General features: G+C 72.6%; 19 protein-coding genes. 7 read left to right on the forward strand and 12 right to left on the reverse strand.

What is annotated here, in order from left to right:
• Window positions 1-12: 12 nt before the first annotated feature.
• From HUS56_RS11320 to HUS56_RS11330, 3 genes are all read right to left on the reverse strand, one after another.
• The gene (locus HUS56_RS11320; RefSeq protein ID WP_173923532.1) at window positions 13-978 is read right to left on the reverse strand and encodes a nucleoside hydrolase; all 966 of its coding nucleotides are present in this window, start codon (window positions 976-978) and stop codon (window positions 13-15) included.
• A gap of 25 nt (window positions 979-1003) precedes the next feature.
• Complete coding sequence (locus tag HUS56_RS11325; protein WP_173923533.1) at window positions 1004-2374, reverse strand: FAD-binding oxidoreductase; 1371 nt, start codon at window positions 2372-2374, stop codon at window positions 1004-1006.
• Window positions 2375-2480: 106 nt separating this feature from the next.
• Entirely contained in the window at window positions 2481-2984 is a 504-nt protein-coding gene (locus HUS56_RS11330; protein WP_173923534.1) for a GNAT family N-acetyltransferase, read from the reverse strand.
• Between the two features lie 175 nt (window positions 2985-3159).
• Between HUS56_RS11330 and HUS56_RS11335 the strand changes: the two genes are divergently transcribed.
• Window positions 3160-4662: a S1C family serine protease gene (locus HUS56_RS11335; RefSeq protein ID WP_173923535.1), complete on the forward strand. Its 1503-nt coding sequence runs from the start codon at window positions 3160-3162 to the stop codon at window positions 4660-4662.
• A gap of 581 nt (window positions 4663-5243) precedes the next feature.
• On the opposite strand, the gene HUS56_RS11340 is transcribed toward HUS56_RS11335, so the two are convergent.
• The 4 genes from HUS56_RS11340 to HUS56_RS11350 all read right to left on the reverse strand — a co-directional run bounded on the left by HUS56_RS11340 (window position 5244) and on the right by HUS56_RS11350 (window position 8312).
• Window positions 5244-6776 carry a DEAD/DEAH box helicase gene (locus tag HUS56_RS11340; protein ID WP_173923536.1) on the reverse strand — a complete coding sequence of 511 codons (1533 nt, stop codon included), beginning with the start codon at window positions 6774-6776 and terminating at the stop codon, window positions 5244-5246.
• A gap of 9 nt (window positions 6777-6785) precedes the next feature.
• The gene (locus HUS56_RS17425; protein WP_256368804.1) at window positions 6786-6908 is read right to left on the reverse strand and encodes a hypothetical protein; all 123 of its coding nucleotides are present in this window, start codon (window positions 6906-6908) and stop codon (window positions 6786-6788) included.
• Window positions 6909-7131: 223 nt separating this feature from the next.
• Window positions 7132-7761, reverse strand: coding sequence for a DUF1684 domain-containing protein (locus HUS56_RS11345; RefSeq protein ID WP_173923537.1), 630 nt, complete (start codon window positions 7759-7761; stop codon window positions 7132-7134).
• Window positions 7758-8312 (reverse strand): hypothetical protein, encoded by a 555-nt coding sequence (locus tag HUS56_RS11350; protein ID WP_173923538.1) that lies wholly within the window; start codon window positions 8310-8312, stop codon window positions 7758-7760. Before HUS56_RS11350 ends, HUS56_RS11345 begins: the two co-directional genes overlap by 4 nt.
• A gap of 104 nt (window positions 8313-8416) precedes the next feature.
• Here HUS56_RS11350 and HUS56_RS11355 point away from each other — a divergent pair, with 104 nt between their 5' ends.
• Window positions 8417-9682 (forward strand): hypothetical protein, encoded by a 1266-nt coding sequence (locus HUS56_RS11355; protein ID WP_173923539.1) that lies wholly within the window; start codon window positions 8417-8419, stop codon window positions 9680-9682.
• Window positions 9683-9799: 117 nt separating this feature from the next.
• Complete coding sequence (locus tag HUS56_RS11360; RefSeq protein ID WP_173923540.1) at window positions 9800-10435, forward strand: 2-phosphosulfolactate phosphatase; 636 nt, start codon at window positions 9800-9802, stop codon at window positions 10433-10435.
• A gap of 47 nt (window positions 10436-10482) precedes the next feature.
• Here the strand turns inward: HUS56_RS11360 and HUS56_RS11365 are convergent, their stop codons facing one another.
• The 3 genes from HUS56_RS11365 to HUS56_RS11375 form a co-directional block, all read right to left on the reverse strand.
• On the reverse strand, window positions 10483-11091 hold the full coding sequence (locus tag HUS56_RS11365; protein WP_173923541.1) for an ABATE domain-containing protein: 609 nt from the start codon (window positions 11089-11091) through the stop codon (window positions 10483-10485).
• Window positions 11092-11193: 102 nt separating this feature from the next.
• Window positions 11194-11691, reverse strand: coding sequence for a SprT-like domain-containing protein (locus tag HUS56_RS11370; RefSeq protein ID WP_173923542.1), 498 nt, complete (start codon window positions 11689-11691; stop codon window positions 11194-11196).
• A gap of 82 nt (window positions 11692-11773) precedes the next feature.
• The gene (locus HUS56_RS11375) at window positions 11774-12967 is read right to left on the reverse strand and encodes a sorbosone dehydrogenase family protein (RefSeq protein WP_254431412.1); all 1194 of its coding nucleotides are present in this window, start codon (window positions 12965-12967) and stop codon (window positions 11774-11776) included.
• An 86-nt stretch (window positions 12968-13053) separates the two neighbouring features.
• Here HUS56_RS11375 and HUS56_RS11380 point away from each other — a divergent pair, with 86 nt between their 5' ends.
• From HUS56_RS11380 to HUS56_RS11395, 4 genes are all read left to right on the forward strand, one after another.
• Complete coding sequence (locus HUS56_RS11380; RefSeq protein WP_173923544.1) at window positions 13054-13815, forward strand: LamB/YcsF family protein; 762 nt, start codon at window positions 13054-13056, stop codon at window positions 13813-13815.
• Window positions 13812-14444, forward strand: coding sequence for an allophanate hydrolase subunit 1 (locus HUS56_RS11385; RefSeq protein ID WP_173923545.1), 633 nt, complete (start codon window positions 13812-13814; stop codon window positions 14442-14444). Before HUS56_RS11380 ends, HUS56_RS11385 begins: the two co-directional genes overlap by 4 nt.
• Window positions 14441-15301, forward strand: coding sequence for a biotin-dependent carboxyltransferase family protein (locus HUS56_RS11390; RefSeq protein WP_173923546.1), 861 nt, complete (start codon window positions 14441-14443; stop codon window positions 15299-15301). The genes HUS56_RS11385 and HUS56_RS11390 overlap by 4 nt, the downstream gene beginning before the upstream one ends.
• Window positions 15302-15415: 114 nt before the next feature.
• A complete protein-coding gene (locus tag HUS56_RS11395) occupies window positions 15416-17050 on the forward strand; it encodes a glycoside hydrolase family 10 protein (RefSeq protein ID WP_173923547.1) in 1635 nt (544 codons plus the stop codon).
• An 89-nt stretch (window positions 17051-17139) separates the two neighbouring features.
• Here the strand turns inward: HUS56_RS11395 and HUS56_RS17330 are convergent, their stop codons facing one another.
• Both HUS56_RS17330 and HUS56_RS17335 read right to left on the reverse strand, forming a co-directional pair.
• Window positions 17140-18000: a spermidine synthase gene (locus HUS56_RS17330; protein ID WP_173923548.1), complete on the reverse strand. Its 861-nt coding sequence runs from the start codon at window positions 17998-18000 to the stop codon at window positions 17140-17142.
• A 173-nt stretch (window positions 18001-18173) separates the two neighbouring features.
• Window positions 18174-18935 carry a spermidine synthase gene (locus tag HUS56_RS17335; RefSeq protein WP_173923549.1) on the reverse strand — a complete coding sequence of 254 codons (762 nt, stop codon included), beginning with the start codon at window positions 18933-18935 and terminating at the stop codon, window positions 18174-18176.
• Between the last annotated feature and the right edge of the window lie 225 nt (window positions 18936-19160).

Below are 19160 nucleotides of genomic sequence, written 5' to 3' on the forward strand. Positions count from 1 at the left end.
GGCATCCCCTCGCTACCTGATCGCTCCGCCCAGCCCGAGGGTCTCGAGGAACAGCCGCACGATGCGATCGGCGTCGACCTCGAGCGCGATCTCGACGTTGGTCCACTCGTCGCCCGCCGTGTTCGGCATCGCCTCATCGGTGGAACGACGGAGGTCGACGAGGGTCTGACCTCGTCCGTATCCGGCCAGCTCCACGCGCACCGGCCGCGTCTGGGTGCTGAGCGCGTCTGGGTCGACGATCGCGCAGACCGCGCCGGCGTCGCCGATGTGCCCGGTGTACTCCGACCTGCCGCCGTCGGGGCGTGAGATGCGCACCCCGACGAGGCCACCGACCAGTCGCCCCAGCGCGTCATCGCCGACCTCGAGCGCTCGCGCGACGGGTTCGTCGATCGCGACCCGGTTGAACACGTCGAGGCCGTACATGTACGTCGGCACGTTGGAGTCGAGCACGATCGCCGCCGCCTCGGGGTCGTGCCACACGTTGAACTCGGCCACCGCGGTCGCGTTGCCGACGCTCGCCGAGCCGCCCATGAACACGATGCGCTCGAGGTTGCCGACGACTTCGGGATACGTGCGCAGCAGCAGTGCGAGGTTCGTCTGCGGTGCGAGCGCCACCAGGGTGACCGGGGTCTCATGCTCGAGGATGAGCCGGCGCATCAGCTCGACGGCGCCGACCGATTCGACGCTGCGTGAGCTCGACGGCAGTGCCACCCCGCCGAGTCCGTCGGCCCCGTGCACGTGCGACGACGCGCGTGCCGGCTCCAGCAGCGGACGCGGTGCGCCCGCGGCGACCGGGATCTGCGGGGCGCCGGCCGCGTCGAGCACCCGCAGGGTGTTGTCGACGACCTGCGCGAGCGAGGTGTTGCCGGCCACGCACGAGATGCCGAGCACGTCGAGGTCGGGATGCCGCACCGCGAAGAGGATGGCGAGGGCATCGTCGATCCCGGTGTCGACATCGAGGATGACGGGAACGCTCATCGCTCCACGCTACTGCCCGCGCCGCTCACGCGAAGTCGCGATTGCCGCGGAACACGTTCTCGGGATCGACCGTGACCTTGATGCGCGCGGCGCGAGCGACATCGGACTCGGCGTAGGCGCCCGAGTACCCGGCGCCCGGCGCGAGGAACGTGCAGAGCGTGCGATCGGATCCCGCGACCCCGAGCGCCGCGTCGAGCGCCTCGAACGCGCGGGCTGCCGGCTCGGCGAGCGCGGGCACTCCCATGGCGTGGGCGCTGACGATGTGCGCCTCGCTGACGGCCCCGGCGATGGCGGGGCGGGGCGGCGGTTGGGCGAGCGCCCCGCCGAGCACGCGCAGCGCGAGTCCCATGACGGGCCGGCCCTCGGGCGACTGCCACGCGGCCACGAGCCGGTCGACGGATGCCTCGTCGAGATCTGCGAGCGCCGACCAGCCGAAGCCGGGCGACGGATCAGTGGGCTCCTCGGCGATCGCGGTGAGCGCCGGGGCATCGATCGCCCCCCACGTGTCGGCGATGACCGTGCCCGCGCCGCGGATGCGGTCGAGCGCGTCGCGGGCCGACGGGGAGTCGCCGAGCTCGACCGACTCGACCGAGACGAAGCTCTTGCCGCGCAGCTCGGCGGGAGCCTCGGGGACGTCGGGGATGCGCACGGCCGTGGCGTGCAGCGCGAGCGTCTCAGGCGCCGTGCGACCTGCGGCCACCGTCGCGCGGAGCACCGCCGCGGCATCCGCCCCATCGAAGACGAGGCGGCCACCGGTGAGCACCGGCGCCTCGTGCAGGTCGACCTCGATGGCCGTGACGACACCGAATGCGCCGCCCGCACCTCGAAGCGCCCAGAGGAGCTCGGGCGCATCGGCGTCGCGCAGCCACCGGTGGCGCCCGTCGGCGGTCAGCAGTTCGACCGCCCGCAGCGAACTCGAGCCGAATCCGAACGAGCGGGCGAACCACGCGTGCCCGCCGTTCAGGGTGAACGCCGTGGCGTTGACGACCGCGCTCGAGCCCGACATGGCCACCAGCCCGGTGCCGGCGAGGGCCTCGAGCACCCGGCCCATCTGGACGCCGGCCCCGATGCGAGCGACCCGCGCGTCGGGGTCGATCTCGAGCAGGTCGAACGCGCCCGTGCGCACGAGCACGGCGCCGTCGAGCGTGCCGGATGCACCGTGGCCCGAGGGTTGCACCGCGAGCTGCAGCCCGTCGGCGCGTGCCGCCGCGAGCAGCTCCTGCAGCTCGGCCACGTCGGCCGGCGAGGCGACGGCCGCGGGATGCTGGTCGATCGCGAGGTTCCACGGGGCGCGGGCGGCATCCCAAGCGGGATCACCCGGGAACAGCAGCCGGTCGCCGAGCCGTTCGGCGAGTGCATCGAGGGCGGGGTGCGCGGAGCGCGCAGCGTCGGTCATCGGAGTCCTTCCGCGGCATCCGTCGACGAATGCCGACCTTCGCCACGCTAGCGACGACCACCGTCAGCGGGAACCCCCGGATTGCGGGTACCCGGGGAGCCCGTCGTCACCTGACGAATCGCACCTCGAGGATCTCCTCGCCGAGGAACGGCACGACCTGCTCGGCCCCGTCGAGCGTGAAGCCGTTGCGGAGGTAGAAGCGGTGAGCGCGCGGGTTGTCCTTGGCAACCCAGAGGTAGCCGGGGCGGTCGCCGCACGCCGCGTCGAACAGCTTCTGGCCGATCCCGGTGCCATGGAACGCGTCGAGCAGGTAGATGAAGTACAGCTCGCGCTCGCGGGGCGGGTTCTCGTCGCGCGCCGGGCCCGAGCCGACGAATCCGACGATCTCGCCGTCGACGAGGGCGGCGAACTGGTTGTACTCCTCGCCGCGGGCGGCCATGTGGGTCCACAGCTCGGCCATGCGGCGGGGCGAGAGGTTCTCGAACGCGGCGGCACTGATGAGGTGGTCGTAGGTCTCGTGCCAGCAGGTCGCATGCACGCGACCCAGGGCCTCCACATCGGAATCGCGGATGGGACGGACGACCACATCGGCAGCAACATCGGTGCTCATGTCATGAGGCTAAGCCAGCCCGCGCGCACGACGAAATCGGGCGACATGGTTGCCGTGGCGGCATCCGCCCCCGATCACTCGGGGATAACCCGTGCCCGTCTTCAGTGCGTGCATCATCGCGGTCCGGTGGTACCCCGGTGCTGCCGCATGTCCCCGCGGAAATACCGTCGGGAGCATGTCTGAGAACACCACCAGGATCAGCGCGCTCGCAGGAGCCACGGCCGTCGTCGCCGTGCTCGCGGGCTGCGTTCCCACCGCCTCTGCGAATCGCCCCGTCGGCTTCGACGGGGTGCAGTCGGCCACCATCCAGCTCGAAGCCGTCGGCTCGTTCGTGTCGCCCGAGGAGGGCGGCTACGAGACTGCCGGCCGCGGCTCGGGATTCATCATCACCCCCGACGGCCTCGCCGTCACCAACAACCACGTGGTCACGGGCGCCGGCACTCTCAAGGTGTGGCGCGGCGGCGACACGTCCAACGAGCTGAGCGCGAAGGTGCTGGGCTCGTCGGAGTGCCTCGACCTCGCGGTCGTGCAGCTCGAGAAGGGCGACTATCCCTTCATGGACTGGCGCAAGGACGAGATCGAGACGGCGCTCGACGTGTACGCGGCGGGCTTCCCGCTCGGCGACCCGACCTTCACCGAGACGCGAGGCATCGTCTCGAAGGCGCAGACCAGCGGTGAGACCCCGTGGGCCTCGATCGACGGCGTCATCGAGCACGACGCGCGCATCCGCGGCGGCAACTCGGGTGGACCCCTCATCGACTCGGAGGGTGCGCTCGTCGGCGTGAACTACGCGGGCAACGACGAGCTCGACTACAACTTCGCGATCCACCGCGACGCGGTGCTCGACGTCATCGGCGACCTGGTCGACGGCAAGGACGTCCTGAGCCTCGGCATCAACGGTGAGGCGCTCGTCGACGAGGAGGGCGCCGGACTCGGCATCTGGGTCAACTCGGTCAAGTCGGGCTCCGTGGCCGACAAGGCGGGCGTCGAGCCCGGCGACCTGCTGACCCGCATGGAGGGCGTCAGCCTCGCGGTCGACGGCACCATGACCGAGTACTGCGACGTGCTGCGCACCCACGGCCAGGACGCCACGATCTCGGTGGAGCTGTACCGCCCCGCCGAGGACGCCTACTTCCGTGGGCAGTTCAACGGCGACGCGATCACGGCCGTGCCGGTCGTGGGCGGCGGTAGCGACGAGCCCGTCTCGGGTGAGTACACGACGGTGACGGATGACTCGGGCGCGATCAGCCTCGAGGTTCCCACGTCGTGGAGCCAGGTCGACGGAGCTGCCGTCACGGACGTGAACGGCACCACGTGGCAGTCGGTCTCGGCAGCGCCCGACCTCGCGGGGTACCAGGGAACCTGGACGACGCCCGGCGTGTCGATCTACGCCTCGCAGGCGGCCGCCACGATGGCACCGGATGCCTCGGCCGACCTCGTGGCTGCAGACCTCGCGTCGCAGGGCTGCGTCTCGACCGGGCGGGAGCCGTTCGACGACGGCATGCACTCGGGCGTCTGGGAGATCTTCACGGGATGCGGCGGCACCGCGACGTACGTCGTCGTCGGCGCGCAGGACTACGCCGGCACCTACTCGATCATCATGGCCGCCCAGGCGATCGCCGACGCCGACTTCGACGCCGTCGACCGCGTGCTCGGAAGCTTCTACGCCAGCTACTGAACCAGGAACGCCGGAGCCCCGCCGCGACCTCCCGGTCGGCGGCGGGGCTCCGTCGACTCCGGTGGTCGAGTAGCGCCGGCGAAGCCGCCCCGGTGGTCGAGTAGCGCCGGCGAAGCCGCCCCGGTGGTCGAGCAGCGCCGGCGAAGCCGACGCGTATCGAGACCGGGTCTGTGCGTCTCGATACGCGGCCGGGCTTGTGCGTCTCGACACGCGGCCGCCTGCGGCGGACGCTACTCGACGACCGAAGGTGCGCCTGCGGCGGGCCTCCGCCGACTCCCGTGGTCGAGTAGCGCCGGCGAAGCCGACGCGTATCGAGACCGGGCCTGTGCGTCTCGATACGCGGCCGGGCTTGTGCGTCTCGATACGCGGCCGCCTGCGGCGGGCGCTACTCGACGACCGAGGGGCCGCCTGCGGCGGGCGCTACTCGACGACCGAGGGTGCGCCTGCGGCGGCGCTCCTCGACGACCGAGGGTGCGCCTGCGGCGGCGCTCCTCGACGACCGAGGGGCCGCCTGCGGCGGACGCTACTCGACGACCGAGGGGCCGCCTGCGGCGGACGCTCCTCGACGACCGGTGCTGAGCTCAGCCCTGGGCGCGGCGGTTCGTGCGCTGGTTGCGGTTCGGCGAGACCAGGCTGCCGACGCGGAGCGGCTGCTTCGCCGTCGAGCGAGCGGATCCTCCGCGCTGGGCACCCGACGACTGGGCACCGCGGCTCTGGCCCGCGCCCTGCCTGGGAGCGTGCGCCTTCGCCTCCGCGGGGCGGCCCGAGCGGTCGCGCCGCGGCGTCGAGGGTGCGACATCCGACTGGCCTCGACGGCCCCCGCGCCGCCCGCCGGTACCCTGCTCAGCCCGGGCCGCGCGCTTGCGCTGCGCGTTGGCGCCCTGCGAGCGCCCGCCACCCTGCTGGGGCTTGGCCTCGCGCGGCGCCGGCTTCACGTACGGCGCGACCTCGCCGACGAGCGTGGCGACCGCGGGCGACGTGGCCGTGACCTGCTGCGGGGTCACGGTGATGGCCGCCTTGCGCAGGATCGCCTTCAGGTCCTGCTTCTGGGCGGGCAGGCAGATCGTCACGACGTCGCCCTCGCTTCCGGCCCGGGCGGTGCGGCCCGAGCGGTGCAGGTACGCCTTGTGCTCCATGGGCGGGTCGACGTGGATGACGAGCTCGACGTCGTCGACGTGCACGCCGCGTGCCGCGACATCCGTGGCCACCATGACCTTGGCGGAGCCGTCGGCGAACGCGGCGAGGTTGCGGTCGCGCTGCGGTTGCGACAGGTTGCCGTGCAGGTCGACGGCCGGGATGCCCTGCTCGGTCAGCTTGCGCGCGAGCTTCTTCGCGTGGTGCTTGGTGCGCATGAACAGGATGCGGCGGCCGGTGCCCGACGCCAGCGTGCGCACGAGGTCGTTCTTCTGGTCGACGTCGGCGATCTCGAAGACGTGGTGGGTCATCTGCGCGACGGGGGAGTTCGCCTCGTCGACCGAGTGCAGCACCTCGTTCTGGAGGTACCGCTTCACGAGCTTGTCGACGCCGTTGTCGAGCGTCGCGGAGAACAGCAGGCGCTGCCCGCCCTTCGGGGTCTTGTCGAGGATGCGCGTGACGACCGGGAGGAATCCGAGGTCGGCCATGTGGTCGGCCTCGTCGAGCACCGTGATCTCGATCGCGTCGAGGGTCACGAAGCCCTGCTTCATGAGGTCCTCGAGACGACCCGGCGTGGCCACGACGATGTCGACGCCGGCGCGCAAGGCGTCGACCTGGCGCTTCTGGTTGATGCCGCCGTAGATGGTGGTGGCCCTCAGGTCGTAGGCGGCGGCGAGCGGCTCGATCGTCGCGGTGATCTGGGTGGCGAGCTCGCGGGTCGGCGCGAGCACGAGCGCGAGCGGACGGCCCGGGCGGCGCTTGCCGCCGGCGAGCGAGGTGCCGAGGCGCGCGACGATGGGCAGCGCGAACGCGAGGGTCTTGCCCGAGCCGGTCTTGCCGCGGCCGAGCACGTCGCGTCCGGCGAGCGTGTCGGGCAGCGTGTCGACCTGGATCGGGAAGGCGGTGGTCTTGTCGTCGGCGGCGAGGGCCGCGACGAGCGGAGCGGGCACGCCGAGCGTGCTGAAGGTGATGTCGGTCACTGGTGCCTTTCAGGCAGTGCGCATCGTCAGCTGGTCGAGGAGCGCCGCGCGAAGCGCGAGGCGGATCGAAGCCCGACGATGGGAGGTGGCGAAGGCGCCGGTCGGCGCATCCGTTCGCCGTATGAGAGTCATCGGGGGCCCTCTGGTGAGGCCCTGCCCGGAAGCGTTTCTACGACGCAGGCGGCGCGTTCGCAGCGCACGCCGATGACCACGATAGCGGATGCCGCTGCGTGCATGCTGTGCGCGCCTCGGCCGTCGAGTAGCGCACGGCGCAGCCGGACGCGTATCGAGACGCACGCACGAGGTCTCGATACGCGTCGCCTGCGGCGTCGCTACTCGACCGCCGGTCACTGGGTCAGCGCGGCATCCGTTCGCCCACCGGGATCTCCGCGCGAAGCGTGTTGCCCGGCTGCGCCAGGGGGCACGACCACGACGGGTCGTAGGCGCACGACGGGTTGTACGCGAAGTTGAAGTCCACGATCAGGGAGTCGCCGTCGGACCCGGGGCCGAGATCGGCGCCCTTGACGGTGTCGATCAGGTATCGGCCGCCGCTGTACGTGCCACCGGCCGCGTCGGCGAGGGCGTCCTTGACGGGAACGAACAGGCCGCCGCCATACACCGCGAGTCGCCAGACGTCGAGCGTGCCGAGGTAGGGGATCCGCACGGTGCCGACGAGTGTGAACGGAATGGGTCCGTCGGTCGCGCTGTCGACGACGATGCGGTGCGGCTCCTCGACGCGGTGCACCTCGAGCTCGAAGCGCCAGTCGGGGTCGTAGCGCGCGACCGTGAGTCCGGTGAAGCGGGCCCGGTCGTCGGGCAGCAGCGGAGACTGCGGATGCCCCGCGAAGAGCTCGTCGCGCGCCGACCGCCAGAACTCGTGCGCTGCTGCCGGGTCGTGCACGCCGAGGTGCCGCACGCCGGCGTACATCCCGAAGACGCGCCGACGCCAATCAGCGAGCTGCAACGCCCCGATCGAGTCGTTCATCGCGCCGACCCTGCGGCTGCCCCATCCGTCCCGGTTGCTGCGGCGGCCGCGGCCTCGGCGTCGGCCGTGCCGGGCGGATCGTACGACCAGCCGGGCGCCAGCTGGCGCAGCCGCATCCCTCGCCACTGCCAGAACGCCCACGTGGGATACCAGGCCACCAGGTCGAGTGCGCCGGCGTGCGCGAGCAGCTGGTCGCGGTACAGCGTGCGGCCGTTCGGCAGCGCCGACACGGCCATGCGGTGGTCCCAGCGGTCGAACACGGCGAGCGGTCCGGTGAGCGCGCCGCCTGCATCGCGGAGCATTCGCACGCCCGTCGGCAGCCCGCCCGGGTAGCTCACGTCGACCTGCTCGTCGCCGGCCGCGAAGCGCCGGAAGGCGAGCGCGCGAACCCGATGACGTCCCTCGGGCCACAGCGTGGGCAGGCCTTCGTCCTCCAGTGAGGTGAAGTCGAGCCACGGCGCGACGACCTCGCGCAGCACCGCAGGGCTGCGGAGCGCGCGCCACGCGGCATCCGGCGTGCAATCGAGCTCGAGTTTCAGGAGCACCCGCATGTGCCGAGGGTATGGCCGCCGGATGGCGCTGCCAAGCGTCCGCGATGGATTCCCGGCCCGCGCACACCCAGTCGGAGCGCATCCTCAGGATCTAGACTCCCCACATGCCCGAGGGACTGTGGTGGTTGCCATCGCTGGTCGTCTTCGGTGCTGCCGGTGCGGCCATGGTGGGGGCGGTGGTCGGCGCCCGCCGTCTCGGCGCTCGACGGGAACGGACGGCACTCGACGCCGGGCGCTCGCTCGAGGTGCGTGCGAAGGGCCTCATCGTGCAGGCCGACAATGCGGTGCGCGACGCCGAGCGCGAGGTCGAGTTCGCCGAAGTGCAGTTCGGTCCTGCCGTCGCACGCGACGTGCACGACGCCCTCGAGACGGCCAGGCAGCGCCTCCGCGAGGCGTTCCTGCTGCAGCAGCGACTCGACGATGCCGAACCGCACAGCGCCGAGCAGCGGCGCACCTGGAGCACGCGCATCGTGCACCTGTGCGAATCGTCGCTCGGGGCGATCCACGAGGCCGAGGCCGCGCTCACCGCGCGTCGACGGGCGGAGCGCGGTGCCGGCGAGGGGCTGCCGGCGCTGCGAGAAGATGCCGCACGCTTGAAGCGCCGGAGGGAGGACGCAGCCTTGGCGCTCGAACGCCTCGCGACCCGATTCCCGCCCGCCGCCCTCGGCAGCGCCGGCTCCGCGGCCGCGCGGGCGGACGCGGCGCTCGCCGCAGCCGATTCGGCCCTCGACGAGGCCGAGGCCCGCATGTCGCGGTCGGAGCCCGCAGCCGAACGGCTCTCGACCGCGACCGACCAGCTCGAGCGAGCCGATCGCGATCTCGCCGAGGTCGAGGGCGTCGAGCTCGAGCTCGCGAAGGCGCAGTCGGATGCCGCGGCCGCCGCCGCGGAGCTCGACGCCGAGCTCGTCGAGGCGCGGCACGAGCGCGACCGCGCCGAGGACGCAGCAGCGCAGGCGGCGCTGGGTGCCGCGATCGGCGACGCGTCGGCGGTCATGATCGCCCGCTCGCAGTCGGCGGGCGATCCGTTCGCGGATCGGGACCGACTCCGGGCCGCGCGCGACCGGCTCGAGGTCGCGCGCGCGGCCGCCCGCAACGCGCAGGGCCGCCTCGACGGGGCGCGTGGTGCGCTCGGCGGAGCGATCGCGATCGCCGAGAGCCAGCTGCGCGTCGCTCGCGCCGCCATCGAGCGAGGCGCCGGGCGTGTCGGTGCCGATGCGCGCACGCGGCTCGCTGAGGGCGAGCGCCAGCTGATCATGGCGCGACAGGAGCCCGATCCGGTGGCGGCGCTGGATGCGGCCCGTCGCGCGGCGTCACGCGCGAGCGACGCGGAAGCACTCGCCGCGTACGACACGATGGGCGGCGGTCGGTAGCCTTCCACGCCGAGCGGGCGCGGCCTGCAATGGCGGGATGCCTCGTGCGGTAGCTGCTCGCCGTCATCTTCGGTCACGCGTCGGCGACGCCGCCGTGCCCGACGGTAGCCTGTCGCGGTGAGCGATGCGACGACGCCGGACCCGGCACCCTCGGGGCAGGCGAAGTACCAGGTCCGGTTCGACTGGGGAGTGGGCGGGGCCCACCGAATCCTTGCGGGCGCGCACGTCGCCGTGCTCGTCGACGCGCTCCTGTTCACGACCCTCGTCGTCGTCGCCGCCGAGAACGGCGAGGACTCGCCGGCATCGGGGGTCGCAGCCGCGGCACTCGACGCCGAAGTCGCCGAGCGGGAACTCGTCGTGCTCGCCGCATCGCTCCGCAACCGCGCCGCGGTCGCCGACCGGATCCTGGCCCTGCAGGAGGAGCGTGGGGAGCGAATGATCGTCGCGGTGATCGGGGCGGGTGAGCCGGCCGACAACGGTCGCGGCATCCGATTCGCCATCGAGGACCAGCTCACGGCGGGGGCCGTCGTCGACGCGCTGGTCGCGCTGGGCCTGGATCACACCTCACCCGAGGCCGCGGTCGCATCGGCGGCGTACGAGGGCCTGCGGCAGGCGGCCGTACATCTCATCGGCGCATCGGGCAGCGGCGCGGAGCTCGTCGCGGCGGGGCGCAAGCCCGAGGTGCGCCTCGCGACGCAGCTCGACGTGACGCGGGTCGTCCCCGAGCTGCGCGACGGGGTGTTCCGGGCGTAGGCCCGGCGGGTCGGCCACGGCGGATCCAGCCTCAGGCTGCGCCCACCTCAGGCGGCCCGCCCGGCCTTCCGAGCCCGGTGCGCGCGCACCTTCGCGCGATTCCCGCACCGCTGCATGGAGCACCACCTGCGAGTGGCCGCTCGCGAGGTGTCGAGGAACACGAAACTGCAGCCGCTGCCGCTGCACTCGCGGATGCGCCCGTCGTTCGCGGGGTCGAACAGGTCCACCGCGTCGCGGGCGATCGTCGACAACCCCTGCCCCACGGCCTGCACCGAGCGCCCGGCCTGCCGCGATCCGCCCGCCAGTGACGGCGGGACGTCGGGCGTGGCGGCGTAGAGGTTCACGAGGTCGACGTCGGGGGTTCGCAGCTCCTCGCCCCGGGCCGCAGCGCGCGCCATCCGGCCGATCGCATCACGCAGCTTGATCGCGTCGAACAGGTCGAGCGTTCGCGCGACACCCACGGCCACCGGGAACCGCTCGCGAAGCCAACGCGTCAGCTCGTCGGGGACGTGCAATCGCTCCTGCATCGAGGCATCGCCGAGCGCTCCGGTGTACGCGAAATCGAGCGCGAACGACCCCGAGTCGAACCACCACCGGGTGCCCTCCGTGCTGGTGAACCACTGTCCGACGGGAAGTGACACGGTCGAGACGGGCATGCGACCAACCTACCGGGGTCGGATGCCGCGACTTCGTGCGACGCCGCCATGCATGCGCCCTTCGGCATGCGGCGATCGCCGCGCCTCGAGCCTCAGCCTTCGTCAGCCTGCGGCGGCGCTCGCAGCGCGTCGTCGCACCGCCGGCGAGATCTCGCGGTGGCGCCACGTGATGAGGTTCGCCCGATCGAAGCCACGGCGGCACAGGCCGCAGCTCAGGGGACGGACCGGTTCGCGGTAGCGGAAGTGCTCGTGCCCGGCGGGGCAGCGCCCCACCCAGGGCGCGAGCTCGTGCACGACCTCGCCGTCGTGGGTGCGGCGCCCGACGTAGCCGAGCTCTGTTGCGATCGCCGCCCACTTCGGCCCGTGACCCGCGCGCGGCCCGGCCATGGCGTGGGCGACCTCGTGCAGCAGGATCTGGTGGATCTCGTCGTCGTCGTACCGCGCCGCGAGGTAGCGCGACACCGAGATGCGCTTGGCGGTGTAATTGCACAGGCCGGCCCGCTTCTTGGCGTTGTCGAAGCCGAACGACCACACCGCCGGATCGAGATGCATCACGATGAGAGCCTCGGCCCACCGTCGCACCCGGTCCAGATCCGCCATAGGGATGAGAATAGACCCCGGCGCCGACGCGCGGTGGGCGGGTTCTGAGCCGACGGGTTTCGAGACGCCGCTGCGCGGCTCCTCAACCCGCAGTGGCGAGCGGCACCCGATACAACCGATCGTCGCCCGGTGACGGCGAGCCGCGGCCGTCGGTGTTGTTGGAGATGATCCAGAGTTCGCCGTCTGGTCCGGGCACGGCGTCGCGCAGGCGCCCCAGCTCATCGACGAACCACGCGGATGCCGCGAGCTCACCTCCCGAGCTCGCGGGCGCCACCGACCACAGCCGCTGGCCACGCAGGGCAGCGAGGAAGAGCGTGTCGCCCACGATCGTCAGGCCGCTCGGGCTCGCCTCGGCGGTCGACCACTGCATCACGGGATCGATGAAGCGCGCATCGCCCGCCTGTCCCTCGACGATCGGCCAGCCGTAGTTCGCTCCGCGCTCGATGCGGTTCAGCTCGTCCCACGTGTTCTGGCCGAACTCCGACGCCCACATCGCGCCGGTCGCATCCCACGCGATGCCCTGCGGGTTGCGGTGGCCGAACGACCACGTGTGGTTGCCGAACGGGTTCCCCGGCGCCGGCTGCCCCTCGGGCGTCATCCGCAGGATCTTGCCCGAAAGCGAAGCCGGGTCCTGGGCCGCATCACGATCGCCGGCGTCGCCGGATGTCGCGTACAGGAAGCCGTCGGGACCGAATGCGAGCCGCCCGCCGTTGTGGTTGCCGGCCTTCGGGATGCCCGTGAGCACGTCCTCGGCGGGCCCGAGGGCGAGTGCGCCGGGAGCGCCCGTGAGCGGCATCCGCACGATCCGGTTGTCGGATGCCGCGGTGAAGTACGCGTAGACGTACGCCGCGCGGTCGCCCGTGCCGGGCAGGTGCGCGAGGCCCATGAGGCCGCCCTCGCCGCCCGGCACGACACCGTCGACCGTGGCGGCCGTGCGCAGCGGGCCGTCGCCCAGCACCTCGATGATGCGGGCGGAATCGCGTTCGCTCACCAGCACGCCGCCGTCGGGAAGGCGCAGGATCGACCACGGGGCCTCGAGGCCCTCGGCGATCACCTCGGCCCCGCCCGCGGGTTGGAGCACGGGCGGCGGCGGCGCAGGCGTCGTCGGCGTGAAGGTCGGGGTCCCGAGGGGCGGGGTCGACCGCACCTCGCTGGGGCCGGACCCGGCGGGCGCTGTGCAGGCCGTGAGCGTGAGCACCACGACGGCTGCAGCGAGCACGTGACGCGGTCGGGTCGTCGGGCTGACGGGCCGCCGCGACGGACTCGGGGAGCGCACGCGGCGGATTCCCCGCCGGTCACGCCTGGTCTGCCGCATGCCGCCTCCCGGTCCCAGTGTGCTCGCTCCGCAGGCAGAATGGGAGCGTGGCGCAACCGATCGACCTGAACAGCGACCTCGGCGAATCGTTCGGAGCATGGCGAGTCGGCGATGACGAGGCGATGTTCGGGCTGGTCTCGAGCGCGAACGTCGCCTGCGGCTACCACGCCGGCGATCCGCGCACCATGGCCGAGAGCGTCGCGCTCGCCGTCCGGAACGGGGTCGCGCTCGGCGCCCACCCCGGGTACCGCGATCGCGTCGGCTTCGGGCGCCGGGCGCTCGACACGAGTCCCGCCGAGATCGCGGCCGAACTGCTCGCCCAGGTCGGGGCCCTCGACGCCATCGCGCGGGCCGGCGGCATCCGCGTGCGCTACGTGAAGGCCCATGGTGCCCTCTACCATCGCCTCGCCGCCGACGAGGCCGCAGCCCACGCCTTCGCCGAGGCGCTGGCCCGGTTCGATCCCACCCTGCCGATCCTGGGTCCGCCGATGAGCGCGATCGAGCGAGCTGCGGATGCCGCGGGCCTGCGATTCGCCCGCGAGGCCTTCGTCGACCGCGGCTACGTCGCCGACGGCTCGCTCGTGCCGCGTGGTGAGCTCGGCGCCGTCGTCGACGACCCGTCGGCCGCGGCCGAGCGCGCGATCGAACTGGCGGAGACCGGTGCGATCACGGCCGACGACGGCAGCCGCGTCGCCCTCGCCCCCGATTCGCTGTGCCTGCACGGCGACACTCCGGGCGCGGTCGTGATGGCGCGCGCGGTTCGGACCGCGCTCGAGGGGGCCGGCGTCGAGATCCGGTCGTTCGCATGAGCCGGCGCCTGCTGCCGAGCGGCGAGGCCGCGCTCCTCGTCGAGTGCGACAGCCTCGAGGAGGTGCTCGCCCTGCACGACGCACTCGAGGCCGAGCCTCCGCGCGGCGTCGTCGAGCTCGTCCCCGCCGCACGCTCGATCCTGGTCGCGATCGACCCCGCCGTCATCCCGCTCGAGTCGGTGGCGACCTGGGTCCGACGCATCCCGGCCGAGCCCCGCTCGCGCGCGGTCGGCGCACGATCGGAGCCCGTGACCATCCCGGTCGCCTACGACGGCGACGACCTCGCCGCAACGGCGGCGCTGCTCGCCATCTCGCCCGAGGCGCTCGTCGCCCGGCACACCGAAGCGGAGTGGCGGGTCGCGTTCGTCGGCTTCGCCCCCGGCTTCGGGTACCTCGTGAGTGACGACTGGCCGTTCGAGGTGCCGCGGCTCGATTCGCCGCGCACCCGGGTGCCCGCCGGCGCCGTGGCGCTCGCGGGAGTCTTCGGAGGCGTCTATCCGCGGCAGAGCCCGGGCGGCTGGCGCCTCATCGGGCGCACCGACGTGTCGCTGTGGGATCCCGAGTCCGAACAGCCCGTGCTGCTCGCGCCCGGCCGACGCATCCGCTTCGAGGCGATCGGCTCGCCATGACCCGCCTGCGGATCGAGCAGCCGGGCGCCCTCGCGCTCGTGCAGGACCTCGGGCGCCCAGGCCTCGCGCATCTCGGGGTCGCGGCATCCGGCGCGCTCGACCGCGCTGCGTTGACCCTCGCGAACCGGCTCGTGGGCAACCCCGACGGCGAGGCGGCACTCGAGCTGCTCGTCGGCGGGTTCCGCGCGCGATTCGAGGGCGAGGCGTGGTTCGCGGTCACGGGTGCGTGGGGGAGCATCCGCCTCGGCGGGCGCACGATCGCGCCGTACACGGCGGCCCCTGCCCGCGATGGAGCCGTGCTCGACATCGGACCGGCCGAACGCGGCATCCGCTACCTGCTCGCCGTTCGTGGCGGCCTCGACGTTCCCGCCGTGCTCGGATCGCGTTCGCGGGACACGCTCGCGGGACTCGGACCCGACCCCGTCGTGCCCGGGCAGGTCATCGACATCGGACCCGAGCCTGCGGCATCCCTGCCCATCGTCGATCAGGACGCGGCATTCCCGCCGCCCAAGGATGCCGTGACCCTCGAGTTGCACGCCGGGCCGCGGGCCGATTGGTTCACGGAGGACGCGCACACGGCGCTCTTCGAGACCGTGTGGCGCTTCTCGGAGCAGGCCGATCGCATCGGGGCACGCCTCGTCGGACCGGTCCTCGATCGGCAGCGTGCGGGCGAGCTCGAGAGCGAGGGCACCGTGGCGGGGTCCATCCAGGTCACGAGCGGGGGACAGCCGACCATCCTCCTCGCCGATCGGCCCGTGACGGGCGGGTATCCCGTCATCGCCATCGTCGCGCGGAGCTCGCTCGACGCGGTCGCCCAGCTGCGTCCGGGGCAGGGCGTGCGCTTCCGCCACGCCTGAGGTCGGGAGGGCTCGCCTCGGGTCGGAGCGTTTGGAAGCAACTCTTCACAGACTGCGTCGCCTCTGGAAGTATCTTCCGTACCGCCAATGCCAGCGACCAACGGAGGACCGACGATGCCCCTCGACCACCCGCCCGCAGACCACCCCGCCGGCCTCGGCCTCGATCGCCGTGGCTTCCTCACGCTGGCGGTGGCCGGCGCCGCGGCATCCGCCTTCACCGTCACCGTCGGCGCCATGTCGCCGGCGCCCGCCTTCGGCGCGGAGGCGGCAGCGGCCACCACCGCCTGCGGCCCCCGCAAGCGCGAGCTGCGAGCCATGTGGATCTCGTCGGTCGTGAACATCGACTGGCCGAGCCGAACCGGCCTCAGCGCCGACGAGCAGCGCGCCGAGTTCCTGCACTGGCTCGACGTGGCCGAGCAGTTCAACCTGAACGCGGTGTTCGTGCAGGTGCGCCCGACGGCGGACGCGTTCTGGCCCAGCCCGCTCGAGCCGTGGTCGCAGTACCTCACGGGCGTGCAGGGGCAGGACCCGGGCTACGACCCCCTCGCGTTCATCGTCGAGCAGGCGCACCGCCGCAACCTCGAGCTGCACGCCTGGTACAACCCCTATCGGGTCTCCATGCAGGCCGACCCCTCGAAGCTCGTGCCAGAGCATCCGGCCCGCGTGCACCCCGACTGGATCTGGGCCTACGGCGGCAAGCTCTACTTCGACCCGGGTCTGCCCCAGGTGCAGGAGCACATCCAGCAGGCCATCCTGCACTCGGTCGAGCACTACGACCTCGACGGCGTGCACTTCGACGACTACTTCTACCCCTATGCCGTCGCCGGTCAGGTGATTCCGGATGACGCGACCTTCGCCGCCCACGGTGCGGGCTTCGACGACGTCGCCGCCTGGCGGCGCAACAACGTCGACACGTTCGTGCACTCGATCTCGCAGCGCATCAAGGCGATGAAGCCGTGGGTGAAGTTCGGGATCAGCCCGTTCGGCATCTGGCGCAACCGCGCGACCGACCCGCTCGGTTCCGAGACCGGCGGCTCGCAGTCGTACGACCTGCAGTTCGCCGACACGCGCAAGTGGGTGCTCGAGGGCTGGCTCGACTACATCAACCCGCAGATCTACTGGCAGTTCGGGCTCGCCGTGGCCGACTACCTGAAGCTCGTGCCGTGGTGGGCCGAGGTCGCCGCGACATCCGGCACCCATCTCTACATCGGCGAGGCGCTCTACAAGGTGACCTCGGGCGTGTTCACCGACCCGGCCGAGCTCTCGAACCACCTCACCTTCGACCGCGAGCTCGATGCCGCCGGCACCCCGGTGCACGGCAACGTGTACTTCTCCGCCAACCACGTGCCCGCCGACCCGAAGGGCGCCATGTCACGCGTGCTGGCCGACCACTACTCGCGGCCGGCGATCGTGCCGGCCATGGGGTGGCTGCCGGCGACGGCCGTGCGACCACCGGTGCTCGCCGAGGCGAAGGTGGTCGAAGGCGGCGTCGCACTGCAGTGGGCGGATGCCGCGCCGCCGAGCGTGCGGGCGACGTCGTTCGCCGTCTACCGTGCCGACGGTCGCGTCTCGGACATCGACGTCGAGGATGCCGGGAACCTCGTCGCCACGGTGCGCGCGCAGCACGGGGTGGTGCAGCGCTTCGTCGACACCTCGGCGGCGGCGGGCGCGGAGTACACGTATGCGGTGACCGCGCTCGACCGCGTCTGGAACGAGTCGGCGCCGAGCCGGGTGCGTACCTCGGGCTGACCTGCGGTCGGCTCGGGATCGGATCGGGCCGCTCGTTCGTCGCGCTCCGCGGCGTTCGCGCTCCGTGCGGACGCGCAGCGAGAACGAGCTCAGGCGCCGGGCTTGGCGAGGAACACCGCGCGGGCCGGCGGCGGCGACGGGATCGCCGTGGCATCCGTCACCACCGGGGCACCCGCGATGAACCGGCGGAGCTCGTCGCCGTCGACCAGCTTCGCCGGCGCCGGATCGCTCGCGAGCCGACGCGGGAGGCCTGCGAACGGCAGCTCGTCGTGCGAGGCGTACATGACGACGTTGCCGAAGCGCCGGCCCTTCAGCATGGTCGGGTCGGCGGCGATCGCCACGTGCCGGTACACGTGCGCCAGCGTGGCCGCCTGCGACCGAGCGAAGGCGAGACCGGCGCCGTCGGCGACGTTCACCGCGACGATGCCGCCGGGCGCCAGGCGCGGTGCCATGAGCGAGTAGAACTCCGTGCTCGTGACATGTGCGGGTGTGCGGGCTCCCGAGAAGATGTCGACGACGACGACGTCGACCACGCCGTCGAGCCCCGAAGGCAGCTTGGCGAGCACCTCGCGGGCGTCGCCGTGCCGCACGCGCACCTGGGCCCCGCGCGGCAGCGGCAGGTGCTCGCGCACGAGGTCGACCAGCTCGGACTCGAGCTCGACGACCTGCTGGCGCGATCCCGGCCTGGTGGCGGCGACGTACCTGGGGAGGGTGAGCGCGCCGCCGCCGAGGTGCACCGCAGTGATGGGCTCGTGCTGCGGCCGCACGAGGTCGACGGCGTGGCCGATACGGCGGACGTACTCGAACCCGAGCCACTCGGGCTTGTCGAGCTCGACGTGCGACTGCGGTGTGCCGTCGACGTAGAGCGTCCACGACCCGGGAACGCTCCGGGACTCCTCGAGGCGGGCGAGGTGGCCGCTCACGGCGAGGCGGCGTTCGAGGTCTGGCACGGATGCCACGCTACCCGTGCTTCCCGGCCGGCATCCGCTCGTCGAGGGCCACCCCGCCCACGTGCCGTGTTGCCGGATTCGGGGATCCCCGCGACACGCCGCATCGGCGCTCTCGACTCGCCGAGTCCTCGCAGGATCCCCGAATCCGGCAACACGTGACGTGCGGGTTCGGCTCAGGACGCCCCCCAGAGTGCGGCGTCGAGGCGGTGCCCGGTGAGCACCTCCACCGGGAACGGACCGCCCGCGGCGAGACGGGCGGCCACCCGGTCGGGGATGCCGCCGTGGGCCGCCACGAGGATGGCGTTGCCCTCCTCCACGCCGGAGAGCACCGACGGGTCTCCGGCGACGAGGAGCTCCGCGTCGGGGTCGGCTTGAGCGAGCGCGCGCGTCTGGGCCCGAAGGCGGGTGAGGCCGGGGGCGTCGGCCACGTTGACGACGACGAGTCCGTCGGCAGCGGCGAGCTCGAGGCATCCGCCCATGAACGACGGCTGGTCGACGAAGGCCGGAGCATCCAGGCGCGTGTAGAGGTCGACCACCACCGCGTCGAACGGCGCCTCGGCGGTCAGCTGCCCGAGTGCCGAGCGCGCGTCGGCGACGTGCACCTCGATCTCGGCGCCGGCGGGCAGCGGGAGGCGGTCGAGCACCGTCTCGACGAGCTCGGCGTCGTGCTCGACGACGACCTGCGAGGAGCCCGAGCGCGTCGCCGCCACGTAGCGGGGCAGGGTCAGCGCGCCGCCCCCGAGATGCAGCGCCCTGATCGGCTCGCCGGGGCCGCGCACCGTGTCGAGCACGTGGCCGATGCGGCGCACGTACTCGAAGAACAGGTGCGCGGGGTCATCGACGTCGACGTGCGACTGCGCGGTTCCCTCGACGAGCAGGGTGAGACCCGACTTCGAGAACACGTCGGGCTCGAACTCGATCCGGGGCGGAGCCATGCCTGCATCGTGTCACGGAGCGCTGGGGGATCACCGCAGGCGCGGGCCGGTCGGCAACGAGCGCCGCGAGGCCCCCGCAGAACCCGAACCGGCGGGGACCTCGCGGGTTATACCCGAGTTTGGCGCACAAATCAAGAATCGACTGGACACGACGCGCCGATCCGCATATAGTTAACCTTTGCGCTCCCAGACCCACCATGCCTTCATATTGCGGTCGGCTCCTGC

The organism is Agromyces sp. Marseille-P2726 (genome assembly GCF_902809835.1).
GTDB lineage: Bacteria > Actinomycetota > Actinomycetes > Actinomycetales > Microbacteriaceae > Agromyces.